The sequence below is a fragment of the Streptomyces sp. NPDC056222 genome (assembly GCF_042264065.1).
In the GTDB taxonomy this organism is placed as follows: Bacteria; Actinomycetota; Actinomycetes; order Streptomycetales; family Streptomycetaceae; genus Streptomyces.
This window is the reverse complement of the sequence record NZ_JBHJTL010000007.1, coordinates 132776-150134: the sequence shown is the minus strand read 5'-3', so window position 1 is coordinate 150134 and position 17359 is coordinate 132776. Positions and strand designations below refer to the sequence as shown.

Annotated in this window: 19 protein-coding genes; 10 read left to right on the top strand and 9 right to left on the bottom strand. The window is 72.5% G+C overall.

The features are described 5' to 3' along the window. Positions 1–38: 38 nt before the first annotated feature. Both ACFC0D_RS06045 and ACFC0D_RS06040 read right to left on the bottom strand, forming a co-directional pair. Entirely contained in the window at positions 39–509 is a 471-nt protein-coding gene (locus tag ACFC0D_RS06045; RefSeq protein ID WP_376431503.1) for an indole-3-glycerol phosphate synthase, read from the bottom strand. A 106-nt stretch (positions 510–615) separates the two neighbouring features. Continuing rightward, positions 616–1395: a pyrimidine reductase family protein gene (locus ACFC0D_RS06040; protein WP_376431501.1), complete on the bottom strand. Its 780-nt coding sequence runs from the start codon at positions 1393–1395 to the stop codon at positions 616–618. 36 nt (positions 1396–1431) lie between these two features. Between ACFC0D_RS06040 and zapE the strand changes: the two genes are divergently transcribed. From zapE to ACFC0D_RS06015, 5 genes are all read left to right on the top strand, one after another. Then, positions 1432–2547: a cell division protein ZapE gene (gene zapE / locus ACFC0D_RS06035; RefSeq protein WP_376431499.1), complete on the top strand. Its 1116-nt coding sequence runs from the start codon at positions 1432–1434 to the stop codon at positions 2545–2547. A gap of 34 nt (positions 2548–2581) precedes the next feature. Next, positions 2582–3007, top strand: a complete 426-nt coding sequence (locus ACFC0D_RS06030; protein ID WP_329114651.1) for an OsmC family protein — start codon at positions 2582–2584, stop codon at positions 3005–3007. Positions 3008–3133: 126 nt separating this feature from the next. Then, positions 3134–4492 (top strand): alkaline phosphatase PhoX, encoded by a 1359-nt coding sequence (locus ACFC0D_RS06025; protein WP_376431496.1) that lies wholly within the window; start codon positions 3134–3136, stop codon positions 4490–4492. Between the two features lie 85 nt (positions 4493–4577). Beyond that, on the top strand, positions 4578–5498 hold the full coding sequence (locus tag ACFC0D_RS06020) for a PPK2 family polyphosphate kinase (protein WP_376431494.1): 921 nt from the start codon (positions 4578–4580) through the stop codon (positions 5496–5498). Between the two features lie 17 nt (positions 5499–5515). Beyond that, positions 5516–6418: a polysaccharide deacetylase family protein gene (locus ACFC0D_RS06015; RefSeq protein WP_376431492.1), complete on the top strand. Its 903-nt coding sequence runs from the start codon at positions 5516–5518 to the stop codon at positions 6416–6418. Here the strand turns inward: ACFC0D_RS06015 and ACFC0D_RS06010 are convergent. From ACFC0D_RS06010 to ACFC0D_RS05990, 5 genes are read right to left on the bottom strand one after another with little or no spacing between them, the layout of a single operon-like run. After that, positions 6415–6594 carry a hypothetical protein gene (locus tag ACFC0D_RS06010; RefSeq protein WP_376431490.1) on the bottom strand — a complete coding sequence of 60 codons (180 nt, stop codon included), beginning with the start codon at positions 6592–6594 and terminating at the stop codon, positions 6415–6417. The two genes, ACFC0D_RS06015 and ACFC0D_RS06010, sit on opposite strands and share 4 nt — an antisense overlap. 4 nt (positions 6595–6598) lie before the next feature. Continuing rightward, a complete protein-coding gene (locus tag ACFC0D_RS06005; RefSeq protein ID WP_376431488.1) occupies positions 6599–6784 on the bottom strand; it encodes a hypothetical protein in 186 nt (61 codons plus the stop codon). Positions 6785–6798: 14 nt separating this feature from the next. After that, positions 6799–7449, bottom strand: a complete 651-nt coding sequence (locus tag ACFC0D_RS06000; RefSeq protein ID WP_376431486.1) for an ABC transporter — start codon at positions 7447–7449, stop codon at positions 6799–6801. Next, entirely contained in the window at positions 7446–8276 is an 831-nt protein-coding gene (locus tag ACFC0D_RS05995; RefSeq protein ID WP_376431511.1) for an ATP-binding cassette domain-containing protein, read from the bottom strand. Before ACFC0D_RS05995 ends, ACFC0D_RS06000 begins: the two co-directional genes overlap by 4 nt. Beyond that, positions 8273–8947, bottom strand: coding sequence for an AIM24 family protein (locus ACFC0D_RS05990; RefSeq protein WP_376431484.1), 675 nt, complete (start codon positions 8945–8947; stop codon positions 8273–8275). Before ACFC0D_RS05990 ends, ACFC0D_RS05995 begins: the two co-directional genes overlap by 4 nt. A 71-nt stretch (positions 8948–9018) precedes the next feature. On the opposite strand from ACFC0D_RS05990, the gene ACFC0D_RS05985 reads away from it, so the two are divergent. The 5 genes from ACFC0D_RS05985 to ACFC0D_RS05965 all read left to right on the top strand — a co-directional run bounded on the left by ACFC0D_RS05985 (position 9019) and on the right by ACFC0D_RS05965 (position 15117). Further along, positions 9019–9714, top strand: coding sequence for a peptidyl-tRNA hydrolase (locus ACFC0D_RS05985; RefSeq protein WP_376431482.1), 696 nt, complete (start codon positions 9019–9021; stop codon positions 9712–9714). Between the two features lie 110 nt (positions 9715–9824). After that, entirely contained in the window at positions 9825–10580 is a 756-nt protein-coding gene (locus tag ACFC0D_RS05980; protein WP_376431480.1) for a DUF4142 domain-containing protein, read from the top strand. A gap of 96 nt (positions 10581–10676) precedes the next feature. Beyond that, positions 10677–12344, top strand: coding sequence for a DUF692 family multinuclear iron-containing protein (locus ACFC0D_RS05975; protein WP_376431478.1), 1668 nt, complete (start codon positions 10677–10679; stop codon positions 12342–12344). Next, entirely contained in the window at positions 12341–13393 is a 1053-nt protein-coding gene (locus ACFC0D_RS05970; RefSeq protein WP_376431476.1) for a TIGR04222 domain-containing membrane protein, read from the top strand. The genes ACFC0D_RS05975 and ACFC0D_RS05970 overlap by 4 nt, the downstream gene beginning before the upstream one ends. A gap of 71 nt (positions 13394–13464) precedes the next feature. Further along, positions 13465–15117, top strand: coding sequence for an alpha/beta hydrolase (locus ACFC0D_RS05965; protein ID WP_376431474.1), 1653 nt, complete (start codon positions 13465–13467; stop codon positions 15115–15117). Between the two features lie 5 nt (positions 15118–15122). Here the strand turns inward: ACFC0D_RS05965 and hemQ are convergent, their stop codons facing one another. Next, a complete protein-coding gene (gene hemQ, locus ACFC0D_RS05960) occupies positions 15123–15836 on the bottom strand; it encodes a hydrogen peroxide-dependent heme synthase (RefSeq protein ID WP_329114673.1) in 714 nt (237 codons plus the stop codon). A 17-nt stretch (positions 15837–15853) separates the two neighbouring features. After that, a complete protein-coding gene (gene hemG / locus ACFC0D_RS05955) occupies positions 15854–17344 on the bottom strand; it encodes a protoporphyrinogen oxidase (protein WP_376431471.1) in 1491 nt (496 codons plus the stop codon). Positions 17345–17359: the final 15 nt, after the last annotated feature.

Here is a 17359-nt window from a genome sequence, read left to right as displayed (position 1 = left end):
CCCGGGCACCGCGCCCGGGGCCGTCCGGGCCGCCCCCGTCACTCGCTGTGCGCGAACAGCTTCAGGACCGGGACACCGACCTTGTGGCGGGCCCGCGAGGCCCAGTCCCGGTGGAAGAACTCCTCCACGTAGTGCGGGGCCGTCAGGACGATCACCTCGTCGGCGTCCGACTCGTCGACGACGGACTTCATCTTGTCGAGGGGGTGGTCCTCGACCACCTGTCCGACCGCTTCGCAGCCGGTGTTCCGCAGGGCCTGGAGCGAGTACTCCAGGGCCTGCTCGGCGGGGACACGGGCCTCCTTGCCCTCCGGTTGGTCACCCTCCTTGGCCGCTTCCTTCAGCTCGCCCATGGCGACGTCGTCGATGGCGCGCAGCAGTACATCGGCCTGGTCACCACGGGGCTGCATCAGCACGATGAAGGACACCGCCTCTTCGCCGTGCAGGGTGGTGACGAATTCCACGTCGACGGACGTGAGGGGCTTCTCGATCATCAGAACGCTTGTGAACACCTCAGGAGCCCTTCTGCGGAAACCATCCTTCCCCGTGCCCGCACGGGGTCTACGGGGGTAAGTGTGCCCAGCGGAAGCTAACCGGAACGACAAATTCCGCCGATTGTCAGATCCGACGGTAGCGGGTGAAAAGGAACCCGGCCTCCTCCAGCACCGACGCCACGGCGAACCGTCTCGGGACGTCCACCGACGGGCCCCCCGCGATCCTCTGGGCGGTGCCCGCCGTCATCGTCGGCGACACCGTCAGACACAGCTCGTCGAGCACGCCCGCCGCCACGAACTGGCCGAGCAGCCGGGGCCCGCCCTCGGTCAGCTGGCGCCGCAGCCCCCGCTCCGCGAGCGCCGCCTTCGCGCGGTCCGGCTCCACGCCGGGCCCGTCGCCGGCGACGACCACCTCCGCGCCCGCCCTGACGGCCGCGTCCGCCCGGTCGGGGGGCGCCGCGGCCCCGGTCAGGATCAGCGTCGGCACCAGCGGCTCGGTGAACAGCGGGGCCGAGAAGTCCAGGTCCAGGGAGGCGCTGACCACCGCGATCACCGGCGCGGGCCCTTGTCCGGCGGCCGCCCGGCGGGCCGCGAACACGTCCCGGGCGCGGGCCGGCCGGTACCCCTCCTGGCGTACGGTCTGCGCCCCCACCACGATCACGTCGGCCAGCCCCCGCAGTGCGCCGAAGATCCGCATGTCGCTGTCGGACGAGAGGGGCTGGGAACGGCCGTCGTGCTGACCTGCCCCGTCGAGGGAGGAGACCATGTTGGCGCGCAGCCAGACACCCTCCGGGGGCAGCTCCGGGTACGCGTAGAGATCGGCCAGCTCGTCGAGGGACCACTCCCGGTCCCCGGCGAGGGCATCGTCGGCTGTCATGTCCGTCACAGGGAACAGGCGTCGCATCCTCGCAGTCTGACACGGCGCTTACAGTGGGGAACTGTGTCGACCCGTGCCTCCCACACCTCCCGTGTCATAACCGAAGCCGCTTCCGTCGAAGCCGCTCCGGTCTCCCTCTGCGCCCGGGAGCCCCATGTCCCCGCGGACCGGCTCGTCGCCGAGATGGTCCCGCCGCCGCGCTTCGACTCGGTGCGGTTCGACACCTACATCCCGGACCCGAACCAGCGCAGCCAGACCGACGCGGTCAAGGCCCTGAGCTCCTTCGCCGAGGGGCTCGGCGGTGCCCACGCCACCGGCGCCGGCAAGCGTCCGGCACTCAGTCGCTGGTTCGCCAAGAAGCCCGCCGCCCCCACCGGCCCGCGCGGGATCTACCTCGACGGCGGCTACGGCGTCGGCAAGACCCACCTCCTCGCCTCCCTCTGGCACGCCACGCCCGCCGAGCCGGGGCTCAAGGCCTTCGGCACGTTCGTGGAGCTGACGAACCTCGTGGGTGCGCTGGGCTTCCAGCAGACCGTGCAGACGCTCAGCGGACACCGACTGCTCTGCATCGACGAATTCGAGCTGGACGACCCGGGCGACACCGTCCTCGTCTCCTCCCTGCTCAGCCGGCTCGTGGAAGCGGGCGTGGCGCTGGCCGCGACCTCCAACACGCTGCCGGGCAAGCTGGGCGAGGGCCGGTTCGCCGCCGCCGACTTCCTGCGCGAGATCCAGGGCCTCTCCGCCCATTTCCGCCCGCTGAGGATCGACGGCGAGGACTACCGTCACCGCGGGCTGCCCGAGGCGCCCGCCCCGTACTCCGAGGAGCAGGTGACGAAGGCGGCGTACGCGACGCCGGGCTCCTCGCTCGACGACTTCCCGCACCTGCTCGACCACCTGGCGAAGGTCCACCCCAGCCGGTACGGCGCGCTGACCGACGGACTGTCCGCGGTCTGCCTCACCGACGTCCAGGCGGTCCCGGACCAGTCGACCGCGCTGCGGCTCGTGGTCCTCGCCGACCGGTTGTACGACCGCGAGGTCCCGGTGCTCGCCTCGGGGCTCCCCTTCGACCGGCTGTTCAGTGAAGAGATGCTGAAGGGCGGGTACCGGAAGAAGTACTTCCGGGCGATCTCCCGGCTCACCGCCCTGGCACGGGACGCAAAGGGTCTGGTGGAGCAGTAGGTTGGGGGCCATACCCGATCGAAAGGGATTCATCATGGCCGCAACCCGCTCCGCCCACGCCGTCTGGGAGGGCGACCTCCTCAAGGGCAAGGGCGTCGTCACCCTCGACTCCTCCGGCCTCGGCTCGTACGACGTCTCCTGGCCGGCCCGCACCGAGGAGCCGAACGGCAAGACCAGCCCCGAGGAGCTGATCGCCGCCGCACACTCCTCCTGCTACTCGATGGCCTTCTCCAACATTCTGGCCAAGAACGACACCCCGCCGACCCGCCTGGAGACCAAGGCCGACGTCACCTTCGTGCCGGGCAAGGGCATCACGGGCAGCCACATCACCGTGCGCGGCGAGGTCCCGGGCCTGGACAAGGACAAGTTCCTCGAGCTGGCCGAGGACGCCAAGAAGAACTGCCCGGTCAGCCAGGCGCTCACCGGCACGACGATCACGCTGACCGCCGAACTCGCCTGATCGCTCACGCCACATGAGGCCGTTGTGGCCCGCATGGTTCACCTGTCACCACAGTGCGTGATACACACATGCGGGTCACACGTCACATCACACACCTGTCCGCCAACAGGAAAAGTGGGTTGCCTCATGTCCGCAACACGACGTCAGATCCTGTCCCGCACCGGCGCGTCCGTCGCCGGCATCGCCTTCGCGGGCGCCTTCTCCGAACTCTTCGCCGGTACGGCGGCCGCTCGCGGTCACGCCGGATACGGCCCGCTGATCCCCGACCCGGCCGGGCTCCTCGACCTCCCCAAGGGCTTCCGCTACAAGGTCCTCTCCCGCCAGGGCGACCCCCTCCGCTCCGGCGAGGGCCTCGTCCCCAGCAATTTCGACGGCATGGCCGCCTTCGCCGGCCGCCGGGGCCGCGTCCATCTGGTCCGCAACCATGAGAACCGGGTCACGGGCAAGATCGGCGTCCCGACCGTGGAGGGCCTGACGTACGACCCGGCCGCCAAGGGCGGCTGTACGGCGATCGAGCTGGACGGCCGCGGCAACGTCCTCGGCGAGCGCGTCGCGATCGCCGGCACCGCGGTCAACTGCGCGGGCGGACCCACCCCTTGGGGCACCTGGCTGACCTGCGAGGAGACCGAGGACAAGGCCGGGACCAACGGCTACACCAAGGACCACGGCTTCATCTTCGAGGTCGACGGCGCCGACCCGCACCGCACCGGAGCCGTACCGCTGACCGCCATGGGCCGCTTCCAGCACGAGGCGATCGCCGTCGACCCGGACAGCGGGATCGTGTACGAGACGGAGGACGCGTTCGAGCGGCCCTTCGGGCTCTTCTACCGCTTCCTGCCGGAGAAGCCGCTGGGCGGCCACGGCTCACTGCGTGCGGGCGGGGCCCTGGAGGCGATGCGTGTGCCGGGCGTGCCCGACCTCTCCGTGGTCCAGGAGACCGGGGCGAGCTTCGGTGGCGTCGAGTGGGTCCCCGTACCGGATCCGCAGGCGGTCGAAACACCCATCAGGCTCCAGGACTTCGGGCCGAAGGGCATCACGCACGCGCAGAAGCTCGAGGGCTGCTACTGGGGTGGGCGGGCCGTGTACTTCGTCTCGTCCTTCGCCCGCGCCACGGACGGCTCGGCGGCCACCCACTACGGCCAGGTGTGGAAGTACGAGCCGCACCGGCGCCGACTCACGCTCGTCGTCGTCTTCGGTCCGAGCACCGACATCCAGCTGCCCGGGGAGTCGCCGGACAACATCTGTCTCGCCCCGAGCGGCGGTCTGATGGTCAGCGAGGACGGCGAAGGCGGCCAGCACGTCTACGGCGTGAGCCGGAAGGGAGAGGTGTACGCGGTCGCCCGCGGGGCGCAGAACATCGGAACGCCGGAGGCCCCGGAGTGGGGCGAGTTCGCGGGGGTCACGTTCTCGCCGGACGGGCGGACGATGTACGTCAACTGCTACACCCCCGGGACGACGTTCGCGGTGACGGGCCCATGGTGCTGACCTAGCCTTCGCCGCACCGTTCGCGGGTCCGTCGATTCCGTCGCAGGATCGGGAGAAGGCGAGCGACGGACCCGAAGGGGCGCAGATGGCGAAGAAGGAAGAGAAGAAGGACGGGAAGGCGGCCAAGGGGTCCGGGAAGAAGCAGCCGCGGACCCCGCCGGTGCGGTCCGCGGCCCTGCGGGAGGTGCTGCGCCTCCCCGTCGGCAAGCCGGTCGATCTCTCCTCGTACTCCGCCAGGGCCATCCCGGCCGGCCCGGCCGACAAGGCGGCCGGGATCGAGGCCACCACACGTCTGGCCCCACGCCTCGCCGAGCTCCAGGAGCGCCTCTACGCGGCGAGCACGGCCGGCGACCGGCGCCGGCTGCTGCTCGTGCTCCAGGGCATGGACACCAGCGGCAAAGGCGGCACGGTCAAACATGTGATCGGCTACTTCAACCCGTCCGGCTGCCGGATCCGGGCCTTCAAGGCCCCCACGACGGAGGAACGGGGCCACCCCTTCCTCTGGCGGATCAGCCGGGCCCTGCCGGTGCCGGGCGAGATCGGCATCTTCGACCGCTCGCACTACGAGGACGTGCTCATCACCCGCGTCCGGGACCTGGTCCCGCGCCGCGACCTCGGCCGGCGCTACGGCCAGATCAACCGCTGGGAGGAGTCCCTCGCGGACGACGGTGTCACGATCGTCAAGGTCTTCCTGCACATCTCGTACGAGGAGCAGCGCGCGCGGCTTCTGGAGCGGCTCGACAACCCGGACAAGCACTGGAAGTTCAACACGGGCGACATCGAGGAGCGGGCGCTGTGGCCCGCGTACCAGCATGCGTACGAGCTGGCACTGGAGCGCTGCTCCACGCCGGAGGCGCCGTGGTACGTCGTCCCCGCCGACCGTAAGTGGTACCGCAACTGGGCCATCAGCACGCTGCTCCTGGAATACCTGGAGGCGCTGGATCCGCGGTACCCGCCGGGTGACTTCGACGTGGCCGAGAGCCGTAGGCGGCTGCTCGCTTCCTGATCGGTTACTTTCCATGGATGACCATTTTTGTACGAAGAATGTCGGCGCTCGCTCTGCTGGGCGCCGTTCTTGTCGGCTGTGGCGGGGGCACGGCCGACAGGGCGACGGCGCCTGACGCCCCGTCCACCGCGCCGAGCACGCCGGTGGGCAAGGCGCCGAGCGCGAGCGCCGCGGCCGGCCCGGCGACGGTGCGCAAGGCGCCGCCCACCATGGCGCCCGGCCCGGAGGGGCTCACTCCGGTGTTCGAGCGGGCCCCCAAGGGCAAGGGCGGGAGCAGGAACAAGGTCGTCGCGCTGACCTTCGACGCCGACATGACGGCCGACCAGGGGCCGCGTGCGGCCGACGGGGAACGCTTCGACAACCCCGCGCTGATCGCGACGCTGCGGCGGCTCGAGGTGGACTCGACGATCTTCATGACCGGCCGCTGGGCCGAGGAGTATCCGGACCAGGCGCGCTCCATCGGCACCGATCCCCGCTTCGAGATCGCCAACCACTCGTACAGCCACTACGCCTTCGCCTCGCCCTGCTACGGACTGCCGACCGTGGCGAAGAAGGACATGGCCAAGGACGTACGGCGCGCCTTCGAGGCGTTCCGCAAGGCCGGGGCGCGCAATGTGGTGCCGTACTTCCGCTTCCCCGGCGGCTGCTACGACGACGACGCGCTGCGCGCGCTCGCCCCCGCCGAGGTCACGGCGGTGCAGTGGGACGTGGTGAGCGGCGACGCCTTCGCCAAGGACGGCGACGCGGTCGCCCGGCAGGTCCTGGACGGCGTGAAGCCCGGCTCGCTCGTGGTCATGCACTGCACGCGCAGCGCCGCCCCGGTCACGGAGCAGGCGATCCGCCGGATCGTCCCGGAGCTGCGGGCCAGGGGCTACCGCTTCGTCAAGGTCTCGGAACTGATGGCGGAGCGGGCGTCCTAGGCAGCGACGTCATGGAGGTCCGCGACGACCTCCGCGGCCCGCCGGTTCGCCGTGACGCCCCACGTCGGGAGCAGCGTCGCCAGCCGGGTGACCGCCGCGCCCAGCCACCCCGGGTCGCCCAGCCGGTGCGCCGACTTCGCCTCGTCCTCCGTGTGGCGAGTGTGATGTCGCGTCACCAGGCTATCCGGAGCAGGCCGTTCGCTGGGCTTCGTGCCATTCGCAGACCGGGCAGAGGGTGATCCCCCGGGTCGACTCCGGGTATTCGGTCGGCTTCCTGCACAACACGCACTCGGCGTACGGGCCTTCGGCGGGCTTCGTCACCGCCGTCACCTCGGTGGGCTCGCAGTACGACGTGTCCTCGTCCATACGTGCGAGGGTACTCACTCCAGCCAGGCCGTGGCCCTGATGCTCACGGCCGCCGCCGCACCGGCGAGGAGCAGGGCGCCCACGAGGGCGAGCCAGGGCATCGTGACGGTCGCGGTGCGGGAGCCGGTGATCAGGCCCTGCACCGCGTACTGCGCCGGTGAGCCGGTCGTCACGAGCGCGAGGAGCGAGCCGAGGACGAGCGCCGCGAGCGACCAGCCACGGGATCGGACGAGCGGCCGGGTACTGAGGGCGCCGACGGCGGCACCCGTCAGGACACAGACCTCGGTCGCGAGCAGGCCAGAGGTCCCGGCCTCGAACGGGTCGACGCGGCGGAGGTCGCTCACCGCCGTCACCCCGAGGACCGCGACGACGCCGAGGAGCGCCGCGCAGGCCACGGCGGCCAGGACCGCAGCGAGGTGCGCGCGTCCCCGTCCGGCCGCGGCGGCCACGACGTTCCGCGCCGCGGACGGTTCCTGGGTGAGGCAGATGCGCACCACCCAGGCCGTGACAGGCAGCAGCGCGGCGGCCGCGTAGCCGAGGGCGCCGAGCACGGGCTCCCCGGTCTGCACACCGACGCCGAGGAACACCGCGTACAGGAACAGGGGTGCGAGCCAGCGCTGCGAGCGCAGCAGCAGGTCGGTCTGATAGCGCAGCAGTGCGGTCATACCCGGACGCCTTCGGTGCTCAGCTCGTGGATGTGCCAGGTGGCGTCGAGCAGCGCCCGGAGCAGTCCGTCGGAGTGCGCCGCGTCGACGGCGTACACGGTCGTGCCGTCGGACCCCGGCTCGTACGAGGGCGAACCCGGCAGCCCCTCGGGCAGCGGGCGGCCGCCGGAGACCACGATGCGCACGCGGGCCCGTACGGCGTCGTCGCGTCGAGGACGGCCGGACCGAACCCGCCCCTCCTCCACCGTGAACTCTGCGTCGGCCTCGCCCGCGAGCCGCCGCGGATCGTGGTCGACGAAGACGACCGTCCCGCCCGCAGCGACCCGCTCGCGGACGGCCCGGTCCAGCTCATGGCGGGCGCCCGTGTCGAGGCCGGTCCAGGCCTCGTCGAGGACCAGAAGGTCCGGAGCGGCGAGCAGCGCCTGGGCGACGGCGACCTTCTGGCTGCTGCCCTTGGAGAGCTCGGCGAGCGGGGTGTCCGCGAACGGCCCCGCGCCGAACCGCTCCAGCCACTCCCCCGCCCCCGCCGCCGCGCCCGCCCGGCCGAACCCCTGGACGCGCCCGAGGTGGGTCAGATAGCCGCGCGCGGTGAAGGGCAGCGCGACCGGGAAGCGCTCGGGGACGTACGCCGTCCGCCGCGGCCGGCCGGTGATCCGGCCCTCCGTCGGCGCGTCGATGCCCGCGAGGAGCCGGAGCAGTGTCGACTTGCCGGTGCCGTTGGTGCCGGTGATCCGGACGAGGGCGCCGACGGGCACGGTGAGGCCGACCTCGCGCAGCACCCACGGACCGCGCAGGCCGTAACGGCGCCCCACCCGTTCCAGGTTCAGTTCGAGGTCTTCTGCGGAGTGAGCTCGCTGGGCCGGACGATGACGAAGCCCTCGCCGTCGAGCCTCAGCTGAACCGCCTCGCCCGAGCCGCCGCGGATCATCGAGCCGACGGACTGGGAACGGTGCAGCGAGGTGCGCAGCTGCTCGCTCCAGCCGACGACCGCGTCGGTGTCGACGCACACCGGCGCCTGCGCGGTGACGGGGATGACGATCGGGGTGCCCTCGCACATCAGGGCGATCTTGCCGTAGCCGCTGAAGACGCTGTTGAAGAGGCCGCCGCCGGTCATGCCGGCACCCTTCACCGTCTTGATCTCGTAGCTGAGGGTGGAGTCGAAGCAGAGGACGTTGCGGCCGTTCACGGTGAGCGCGTCGTTCTGCTCGACCTCGACGATGAAGCAGTTCTGCGCCTCGTGCGCGAACCAGGCCTCGCCCTGGCCGCGGACGGCCATCAGCGCCAGGCCCTCGCCGGTGACGGCGCGCTTGAGCATCCCGCCGATGCCCTGGCCCTTGCGCTCGAACTGGAGGTCGCCGCGGAAGGCGATCATCGAGCCCTGGCGCGCCTGCATCTCTCCGTTGACGGCGTACTTGACGCACTTGGCGTTCTGCAGGCTCATGCCCGGGAACGTCGCGGTCTCGGCAAGGTGTTCGCTGGCAAAAAGATCGCTCTTCATGAAGGGCATCCTGTCCCGGAACCTCCGATTCCTACAAGAAGCACCTCTGCGAGCGGTGGCAGACTTGCCTGGTGAGCAGCAACGAAACCGATGTCCGCGATGAGAAGCCCCAATTCGTCCTCCCGCTGGTGGTGCGGATCGAGAAGGCCGAGCCCCCGGCCCGTACCGACGCCCTGGAGACGGCCGCTCGCGCCGTCCTGACGATCCTCGCCGACGAGCGGGCGCACGGTGACGGCGAGTGGGCGCAGGCCATGACGGACTGGCAGGACGCCCGGATCCGCAAGGTCGTGCGCCGGGCGCGCGGCGCGGAGTGGCGGCGCACGGAGACGCTCCCGGGGATCACCGTGACGGGTGAGGCCGCGGAGGTACGGGTGTTCCCGCCGGTTCCGCTGGACGGCTGGCCCAAGGAGCTGGCCAAGCTCCAGGTGTCGGGCACCGACCTGGAGGACCCGGCCGTGCCCGGCGCACCGCGGCCCGGGGCGGCGGTGCTGTGGCTCAACCCCGATCTGGACATGTCCGCGGGCAAGGCGATGGCCCAGGCGGGGCACGGGGCGCAGTTGGCGTGGTGGGAGATGTCGGACGCGGACCGCAAGGCGTGGCGCGAGGCCGGTTTCCCGCTGGCCGTGCGGACGGCCGATCCGGCGCGCTGGGCGGAGCTGACGACGAGCGGTCTGCCGGTGGTGCGGGACGCCGGATTCACGGAGATCGCGCCCGGTTCGTGCACGGTCGTGTCCGAATTCCCCGTGCTCGTTTCGAACGGCGACTGAACGCGCCCGCCCCGTAGTACGTATCTCCCGATACCGCCAAGTGGGTTGAACGGAAGCGTCCTTACCGGTCAGTCTGCGGTGACCGAAATTTCGAACGTACGGGAGACACCTTGTCGCTACGCGTCAACGGGACGGTCCTCATCATCGCGGCGCTCGTCGCCACGGTCGGCGCGCTCGCCTTCCCCGTCTGGTCCTATGCCGACCGCTCCGGAACCGGCCAGGCGAATCTGAACGCGTCGAGCGTGGCCACCCAGTGGGGGCCGCTGTCCGCCACGGACCGGGACTTCCTGGTCAAGGTGAGGCTGGCCGGCCTCTGGGAGCTCCCGGCCGGCCAGCAGGCGATCGAGCGCGCCCCGAGCCGGGCCATGGTGGAGTGCGGCGACCACCTCGTCGTCGGCCACACGGACCTGGACCGACGGGCCCGGGACGTGGCCGCCAAACTCGGCGTCGAGCTGCCGAACCAGCCCACCGAGCAGCAGCAGGGATGGCTGCGGGAGCTGACTGCGGCGCGCGGCGAGGAGTACGAGCGCAAGTTCGCGAACCTGCTGCGCAACGCACACGGCAAGGTGTTCGCGCTGGTCGCGGAGGTCCGGCACACCACGCGCAACACGCTGATCCGGCAGCTGGCGAGCGACGCGAACCAGACGGTGCTCGACCACATCACCATGCTGGAGGCGACCGGGATGGTCGACCACGACGCGCTGGCGAACGAGGCGGCGGGCCGGAAGACCTCGCCGCCCACCGGTCCGCCGGTCGTGCCCTCGCCGGCGGTGCCCTCGCCCGTGGTGCCCTCGGGGACGGACCAGTCGTTCACGTCGCGCCCGGTGCCGGAGGCGGGGATCGTGACGCCGCATTCGGAGCCGTAGGACCGCAGGAACCTCAAATCAACCTCTGAACGTCCCTCCGACTGGATTCGAACGTCTCCGGCCGGGCCATCAGCTGGGGGACCGAAGGAGGGGGACATGAAGGAACGCAGCACGGCACTCGGCACGACGCCCGGCACAGGACTCGACTCCGCGCTCCGCACGGCGCTCGGGATCGGCATCGGCTGGCGGCCGGAGATCGCGGACGCGGTGGAGGCGCTGCCCGGCATCGACTGGGTGGAGGTCGTCGCGGAGAACGTGTGCGCCGGCCACCTCCCCGACTCGCTGAAGCGGCTCCGGGCGCGCGGGGTCACGGTCGTGCCGCACGGAGTCTCGCTGGGCCTCGGCGGCGCGGACCGGCCGGACGCGGGGCGGCTGGCGGAGCTGGCCGCGAAGGCGGAGGCGCTGGGGGCACCGCTGGTGACGGAGCACATCGCGTTCGTACGGGCCGGGGGCGCGCTGACCGCGACGCCCCTCCTGGAGGCGGGGCACCTGCTGCCGGTGCCACGGACCCGGGACGCGCTCGACGTCCTGTGCGAGAACGTCCGGATCGCGCAGGACGCCCTGCCGGTGCCGCTGGCGCTGGAGAACATCGCGGCGCTGATCTCGTGGCCCGACGAGGAGCTGACGGAGGGCCAGTTCCTGGCGGAGCTGGTGGAGCGTACGGGGGTACGGCTCCTGATCGACGTGGCGAACCTCCACACCAACCACGTCAACCGCGGGGAGTCCCCGTCGAAGGCCCTCGCCGAACTCCCGGTCGAGGCGATCGCGTACGTCCATGTCGCGGGCGGCCTCGAACGCGACGGCGTCTGGCACGACACCCACGCCCACCCGGTCCCCGAGCCGGTCCTCGACATCCTCTCGGACCTGGCGTCGAGGATCTCCCCACCGGGCGTCCTGCTGGAACGGGACGACCACTTCCCTCCCACCGAGGAACTGGCGTCGGAACTGACGGCGATCCGGGAAAGGCTGACCGGGTCGGTCGGCAGGACGGGGACGGCGTCCGCAGGGACCCGGGCGGTGCCCGCCGAGGCGGGGACGACGTCCGCCGAGGCCGGGGCGGGGGTCCCCGCAGACCGGGTGGCGGCCGTCGCGGGCGGCGTTCCGGCGACCTCCGGGATCGAGCGCCCGCTGCTCATCGGCGCGGGGGCGCGGGTCTCCGGCGGTCCGATGCCGCAGACAGCGGGCGCGCGCGAGCACGGCGATGCCGTCGCCGAGCCGCCCGGCACCCCTGAGCAGCCTTCCGAGGGCGGCGTCCGGGGACTCGCCCCGGGTTCACCCCACGCGGCGGGCCCGCCCGGGGCGGAGAGCGGCCAGGTCGCGTCCCGGCCGGTCGAGGCTCGTCCGGAGCGGGCTCGTGACCGGGTCGCCGTGGCACAGGCCGCGCTGTTGTCCGCGCTCGTCGCGGGAACTCCCGCGCCCGAGGGGTTCGACACGCGGCGGCTCGGTGTGCAGAGCCGGGCGCTCGTCGGCAAGCGGGCCGAGGTGATCGCCAAGATCGCGCCCGAGCTGCCCGAGATCCTCGGGGACGGCTACCGCCGCGCGTTCTTCGCGTACGCCCGGACCCGCCCCATGTCCGGCGGCTACCGCCGCGACGCCCTCGCCTTCGTCGAGAGCCTGCTCGTCGCCGACCGCCCCGAGGACCCCGACGCCCGGCGCCGGCTCACCCGGTGGTGGCAGGAACGCACCGACACGCGTCCGCCCGGCCGGACGACCCGACTGATCCGCGCCGTCCGCGCCACGCTCGTAGGAAAGAGGGCCGCATGAACCTCCTCGCCCTGATCGTCTGGGCCGCCGTCCTCGTCACCCTCGCCATGACGATCGCCCACCTCCGCGCCGCCCGTGCCGACCGCGGCGGCTCCGTCCACGACCTCGCCGAGGCCGCCTTCCTCCTCGGCGGCCCGCCCCGCGTCGTGGACACGGCCCTGGCGGCCCTGCACGCCGAGGGAGTGATCGGGGTCGGCGGTCCCGGCCTCGTCGTCGTGCTCCGCCCCGACCTGCGGGCCCGGGACCATGTCGGCCGTGCCGTCCTGGAGCAGCTGGCGGCCGCTCCCAGCGGCGCCCTGCACGAGCTGCGCCTCGCGGTGATGCGCGGCCCCGCCGTCCAGGAGATCGGCGACGGCCTGGCCGCGCGCGGCATGATGGTGTCCCCCGCGGACCGGCTGACCGGCAAGCGGTGGTGCCTCACCCTGGGCTTCGGCTCGTTCGCGCTGCTCATCGTCTCGATCGCCCTGTCCGTGGGCGTCGCACGCGAACCCTTCGAGGTGCCTTTCGTCTTCAAGGTGGTGCCCGTCCTCTTCGCGGGCATCATCGTCTCCCTCGTCTGCGGCGCGTACAACGCCGGGCGGACGACGCTGGCCGGCCGCCGCGCCGCCGCCGAGTACCGGGCCGCCCATACCTACTTCCCCGACGCCGCGCACCAGGTCGGGTTGCGCGGACTGCGCGCCGTACCCGACACGGAACTGCGGACCCAGCTGATCGCGTCGGCCCGGATGCCCAGGCCGACCATGACGCGCACCTCCTCCAACAGCGCCACCGCGGACGCGTTCACGCTCGCGGCCCTGCACTGGTGCGCGGGCACTCCCGGCAGTCCGGGCGGCTGCGGCGGCGCTTCCGGAGGAACGGGAGGCGGGGCCGACAGCGGCGTCGGCGGCGGTGGCTGTTCCGCGAGCGCCTGCTCGAGCGGAGGCGGTGGTGGCGGGACCGGCTGCGGAAGCTCCAGCGGTGGCGGATCCAGCTGCGGGAGTTCAAGCAGCGGCGGCAGCTCCTGCTCCAGCAGCAGCGGTTCCAGCTGTGGAAGCAGTTCCAGCGGCTGACCGGGTTGTTGTTCGCGACACGCCCGGAGGGTCCTTTACACGCCCCGCGCCGCGTGCCGACGATCACCGGCGTGAAAGCCCTCGTGCTGTCCGGAGTCGTCGGCTCGCTCGTGCTGACCTCCCTCGCCATCCCGCCCGGCCGGGCCCTTGACGCCCCGCCCTCCGAGATGGGCGGCACCCTGATCGCGGCCCGCCGCGCCGCGGCCGAGGGCATCCGCTTCACCACCTGCCCGGCGGAGGAGAAGCTGCCGCCGCACATCACCTGCGGCACCGTCCGGGTCCCCGTCGACTACGCGGACCCGGACGGGGCCTCGATCCCGCTCACCGTGAGCCGGGTCGAGGCCTCGGGCCCGGCCGCCGACCGTCAGGGCGCGCTCGTCTACAACCCCGGCGGCCCCGGCGCCTCCTCGACGTTCTTCCCCCTGGCCGCTGAACTCCCCGCCTGGAAGCGGATCTCCGCCGCGTACGACCTGGTCGGCTACGCCCCGCGCGGGGTCGGCCGCTCGGCTCCCGTGTCCTGCCAGGACCCCGCCGACCGTGCCACGGGCCCCACCCCGGCGCCCACCCACCCCTCGGAGGTCTTCAAGCGGGAGCGGATCGCCCGCGCGAAGACGTACGCCCAGGGCTGCGCCACCCGTACGGGCACGGCCCTGCGGCACTACCACTCGCTGAACAACGCCCGTGATCTGGAGGTGCTGCGCGCGGCGCTCGATGAGCCGAAGCTGACGTACATGGGCGCCTCGTACGGCACGTACTTCGGGGCGCTGTACGCGACGCTCTTCCCCCACCGGGTGCGCCGGATGGTCTTCGACGCGCCCGTCGACCCGGCGCCGCGCCAGGTCTGGTACGTCAACAACCTCGACCAGTCGCCCGCGTTCGAGCGCCGCTGGGCCGACTTCCGTACCTGGGTCGCCGGGCACGACAAGGTGTACGGCCTCGGCACCACGGCGCGGGAGGTCCAGGCGAGTTACGAGAAGGTCCGTGTCGAACTCGCGGCGAGCCCGGCGGGCGGGAAGGTCGGCCAGGGGCAGCTGCACGCGGCGATGCTCGACGTGGGCTACCACGACGGTTTCTGGGCGCTGCGGGCCAACGCGCTGTCGCGGTATCTGAAGGGCGATCCGAAGCCGTTGATCGAGCAGGCCGCCCCGGCGCCGGAGACGTCCCCGGACGCCGGGAACGGGAGGGCGGTCTACACGGCGGTGGAGTGCAACGACGCTCCCTGGCCGGAGGATTTCGCCGTCTGGGACCGGGACAACACCCGGCTGGCGGAGACCGCTCCGTTCGAGACCTGGGACAACGCGTGGCTGAACCTGCCGTGCGCGTACTGGAAGGCGCCGCGGCAGATGCCGCTGGACGTGCGGACCGGTCCGGGCGTGCTGCCGCCGGTGCTGATCCTGGCCGCCGAGCGCGACGCGGCCACGCCGTACGAGGGGGCGCTGGAACTGCAACGCAGGCTGTGGGGGTCCGCCCTGGTGACCGAGCGGGACGCCGGTACGCACGGCATCGGGGGTGGCCCGAACGCCTGCGTCAACGGATACCTGGAGACCTATCTCCTGACCGGGGCCGTGCCCGGAGGGACGCCGGTGCGGCGCGCATCGTGCGCGCCGCACCCGGAGCCGGACCCGGTGTCGCTGGAGCGGCGTGCGGAACTCCGTCCGCCGTCTGATCTTCCGGGTCAAGGGGTGACGGCCCGACCGCTCGCCGGGCCGTCACCGAGTTCGTAGGGCCGTCAGGCCAGGCCCGCCACCAGGTCCGCCACGGAGCGGCGGCGGCCGGTGTAGAACGGCACCTCCTCGCGGACGTGCATCCGCGCCTCGGAGGCGCGCAGGTGGCGCATGAGGTCGACGATGCGGTGCAGCTCGTCGGCCTCGAAGGCGAGGATCCACTCGTAGTCGCCGAGCGAGAACGAGGCGACCGTGTTGGCGCGCACGTCGGGGTAGCCGCGGGCCATCTTGCCGTGGTCCGCGAGCATCCGGCGGCGGTCCTCGTCCGGCAGCAGGTACCAGTCGTAGGAGCGCACGAAGGGGTAGACGCTCACGTAGTCGCGGGGCGTCTCGTCGGCCAGGAAGGCCGGGATGTGCGACTTGTTGAACTCGGCGGGGCGGTGCAGCGCCATGTTCGACCAGACCGGCTCGAGGGCGCGGCCCAGCTTGGTGCGGCGGAAGAGGTTGTACGCGTCCTGGAGCTCGTCGCTCGTCTCGGCGTGCCACCAGATCATGACATCGGCGTCGGCGCGCAGACCGGAGAGGTCGTACGTGCCGCGGATGGTGATGTCCTTGGCGGCGAGCTGGTCGAACAGCTCCTGGACCTCGTCGGCGTAGCCGGCGCGGTCCTCGGGCAGGTTGTCGCGCAGCTTGAACACAGACCACAGGGTGTAGCGGATGACCTCGTTGAGGTCCTTCGCCTTCTTACCGGCGTTCGGGATCTTTTCGGGCGCACTCATACGCCTATTCTCGCCCGTCACGGACAGTGCCCTGCACCAGGGTGGGTGGTTTCCGACGTGGCGATGATCTCGTCCGCGATCTCGTCGGCCGCGCGGTGGCCCGAGGCGATGCAGGCGGGGATGCCGACACCCTCGTACACGGCCCCGGCGAGGCGCAGTCCGGGCAGCTCGGCGACGGCCTCGCGGACGCGGGCGACGCGGGCGAGGTGGCCGACGGGGTACTGCGGGAGGCCGTCGGTCCAGCGGGTGACGGTGGTGGCGACGGGGCGGGCGGTCAGACCGGCGGCCGCGCCGAGGTCCTTGAGCGAGGCCTCGACGAGGTCGGCGTCGTCGCGGAGGATCTGCTCCTCCTCGCCGTAGCGGCCGACGGAGGTGCGGAGCACGAACAGGTCGGGGGCGGCGTCGGAGACCCACTGCCACTTCTGGCTGGAGAAGGTGGACGCCTTGATGGTGTGCCCGTCGACGGGCGGCACGAGGAACCCGGATCCGGGCAGGCCCTGGACGTCGGAGCGGCGGAAGGCGAGGGTGACGAGGGCCATGGACGCGTACTCGACGGCTCCGAGCTCACCGGCGGCCCGGGGCGCCTCGTGGCCGAGCAGCTCGGCGGCGGCCCAGGCGGGGGTGGCGAGGACGACCGCGTCGGCGACGACGCTCCGCCCCCCGGCGACGACGCGCCACCGGGTGGCGGGCCCGGGTCCGCCGACGGCGTCCGGGGATTCCGGCGCGGCCGGAATCCGGCGGAGTTCGGTCACCGGGGCATGCGTGAGGATCTCGCCGCCCGCGGCGCGGATCGCCGCGGCGACCGCGGTGGGCAGGGTGCCGATGCCGCCTTCGATGCCCATGAAGGCGGAGCCGCCGAGGCCGGTGGCCGCACCGGCCGCGTCCGACGGGGTCGCGGCGCCCGCCCGCTGGACGGCGTGGACGGCCTCGGTGAGCGTGGCGTGGGTACGGGCCGCGGCGAAGAGGGCGGGGACGGCGGCCCGCATCGAGATCCGGTAGGCGTCGCCGGCGTAGACCCCGCCGAGCAGCGGCTCGACCAGCCGGTCGACGACCTCGTGGCCCATCCGGTCGGCGACGTACGCGCCGATGGCGATGTCCTCGCCGATCTCGGCCGGGGGCAGTGCGCGGTCCCGCTCGACCCGGCGCAGACCCTCCTCGGAGAGGAGGTCGGCGAGGGCCGCGGCGTCGCCGGGGACGCCCATGACGTGCCCCTTGGGCATCGGGCGCAGCGTTCCGCGGCTCCACACGGACGCGGTGGTCGTGGCGGGCGGCCGGAGCCGGTCGCCGAGGCCGACGGCGCGGGCCAGCGCCACCGCCTCGGGGCGGCGGGCGAGCAGCGACTCGGCCCCGAGGTCGACGGGGGCGCCGGCGATCTCCCCGGCGAGCAGCTTGCCGCCGACCCGGTCGCCGCCTTCGAGCAGCGTCACCCGTGCTCCGGCGGACAGCAGCCGGTGGGCGGCGGCGAGGCCGGCGATGCCGCCTCCGACTACGACAACGTGCGCGTTCATGGCTCCACTCTCTCA

What these genes read in the sequence shown, in the direction of transcription:
- ACFC0D_RS06040 (WP_376431501.1), bottom strand. Translation starts at nt 1,395, where the DNA reads ATGCGACGCCTGTTCCCTGTGACGGACATGACAGCCGACGATGCCCTC.
- ACFC0D_RS06030 (WP_329114651.1), top strand. Translation starts at nt 2,582, where the DNA reads ATGGCCGCAACCCGCTCCGCCCACGCCGTCTGGGAGGGCGACCTCCTC.
- ACFC0D_RS06025 (WP_376431496.1), top strand. Translation starts at nt 3,134, where the DNA reads ATGTCCGCAACACGACGTCAGATCCTGTCCCGCACCGGCGCGTCCGTC.
- ACFC0D_RS06020 (WP_376431494.1), top strand. Translation starts at nt 4,578, where the DNA reads ATGGCGAAGAAGGAAGAGAAGAAGGACGGGAAGGCGGCCAAGGGGTCC.
- ACFC0D_RS06015 (WP_376431492.1), top strand. Translation starts at nt 5,516, where the DNA reads ATGACCATTTTTGTACGAAGAATGTCGGCGCTCGCTCTGCTGGGCGCC.
- ACFC0D_RS06005 (WP_376431488.1), bottom strand. Translation starts at nt 6,784, where the DNA reads ATGGACGAGGACACGTCGTACTGCGAGCCCACCGAGGTGACGGCGGTG.
- ACFC0D_RS06000 (WP_376431486.1), bottom strand. Translation starts at nt 7,449, where the DNA reads ATGACCGCACTGCTGCGCTATCAGACCGACCTGCTGCTGCGCTCGCAG.
- ACFC0D_RS05990 (WP_376431484.1), bottom strand. Translation starts at nt 8,947, where the DNA reads ATGAAGAGCGATCTTTTTGCCAGCGAACACCTTGCCGAGACCGCGACG.
- ACFC0D_RS05975 (WP_376431478.1), top strand. Translation starts at nt 10,677, where the DNA reads ATGAAGGAACGCAGCACGGCACTCGGCACGACGCCCGGCACAGGACTC.
- ACFC0D_RS05970 (WP_376431476.1), top strand. Translation starts at nt 12,341, where the DNA reads ATGAACCTCCTCGCCCTGATCGTCTGGGCCGCCGTCCTCGTCACCCTC.
- hemQ (WP_329114673.1), bottom strand. Translation starts at nt 15,836, where the DNA reads ATGAGTGCGCCCGAAAAGATCCCGAACGCCGGTAAGAAGGCGAAGGAC.
- hemG (WP_376431471.1), bottom strand. Translation starts at nt 17,344, where the DNA reads ATGAACGCGCACGTTGTCGTAGTCGGAGGCGGCATCGCCGGCCTCGCC.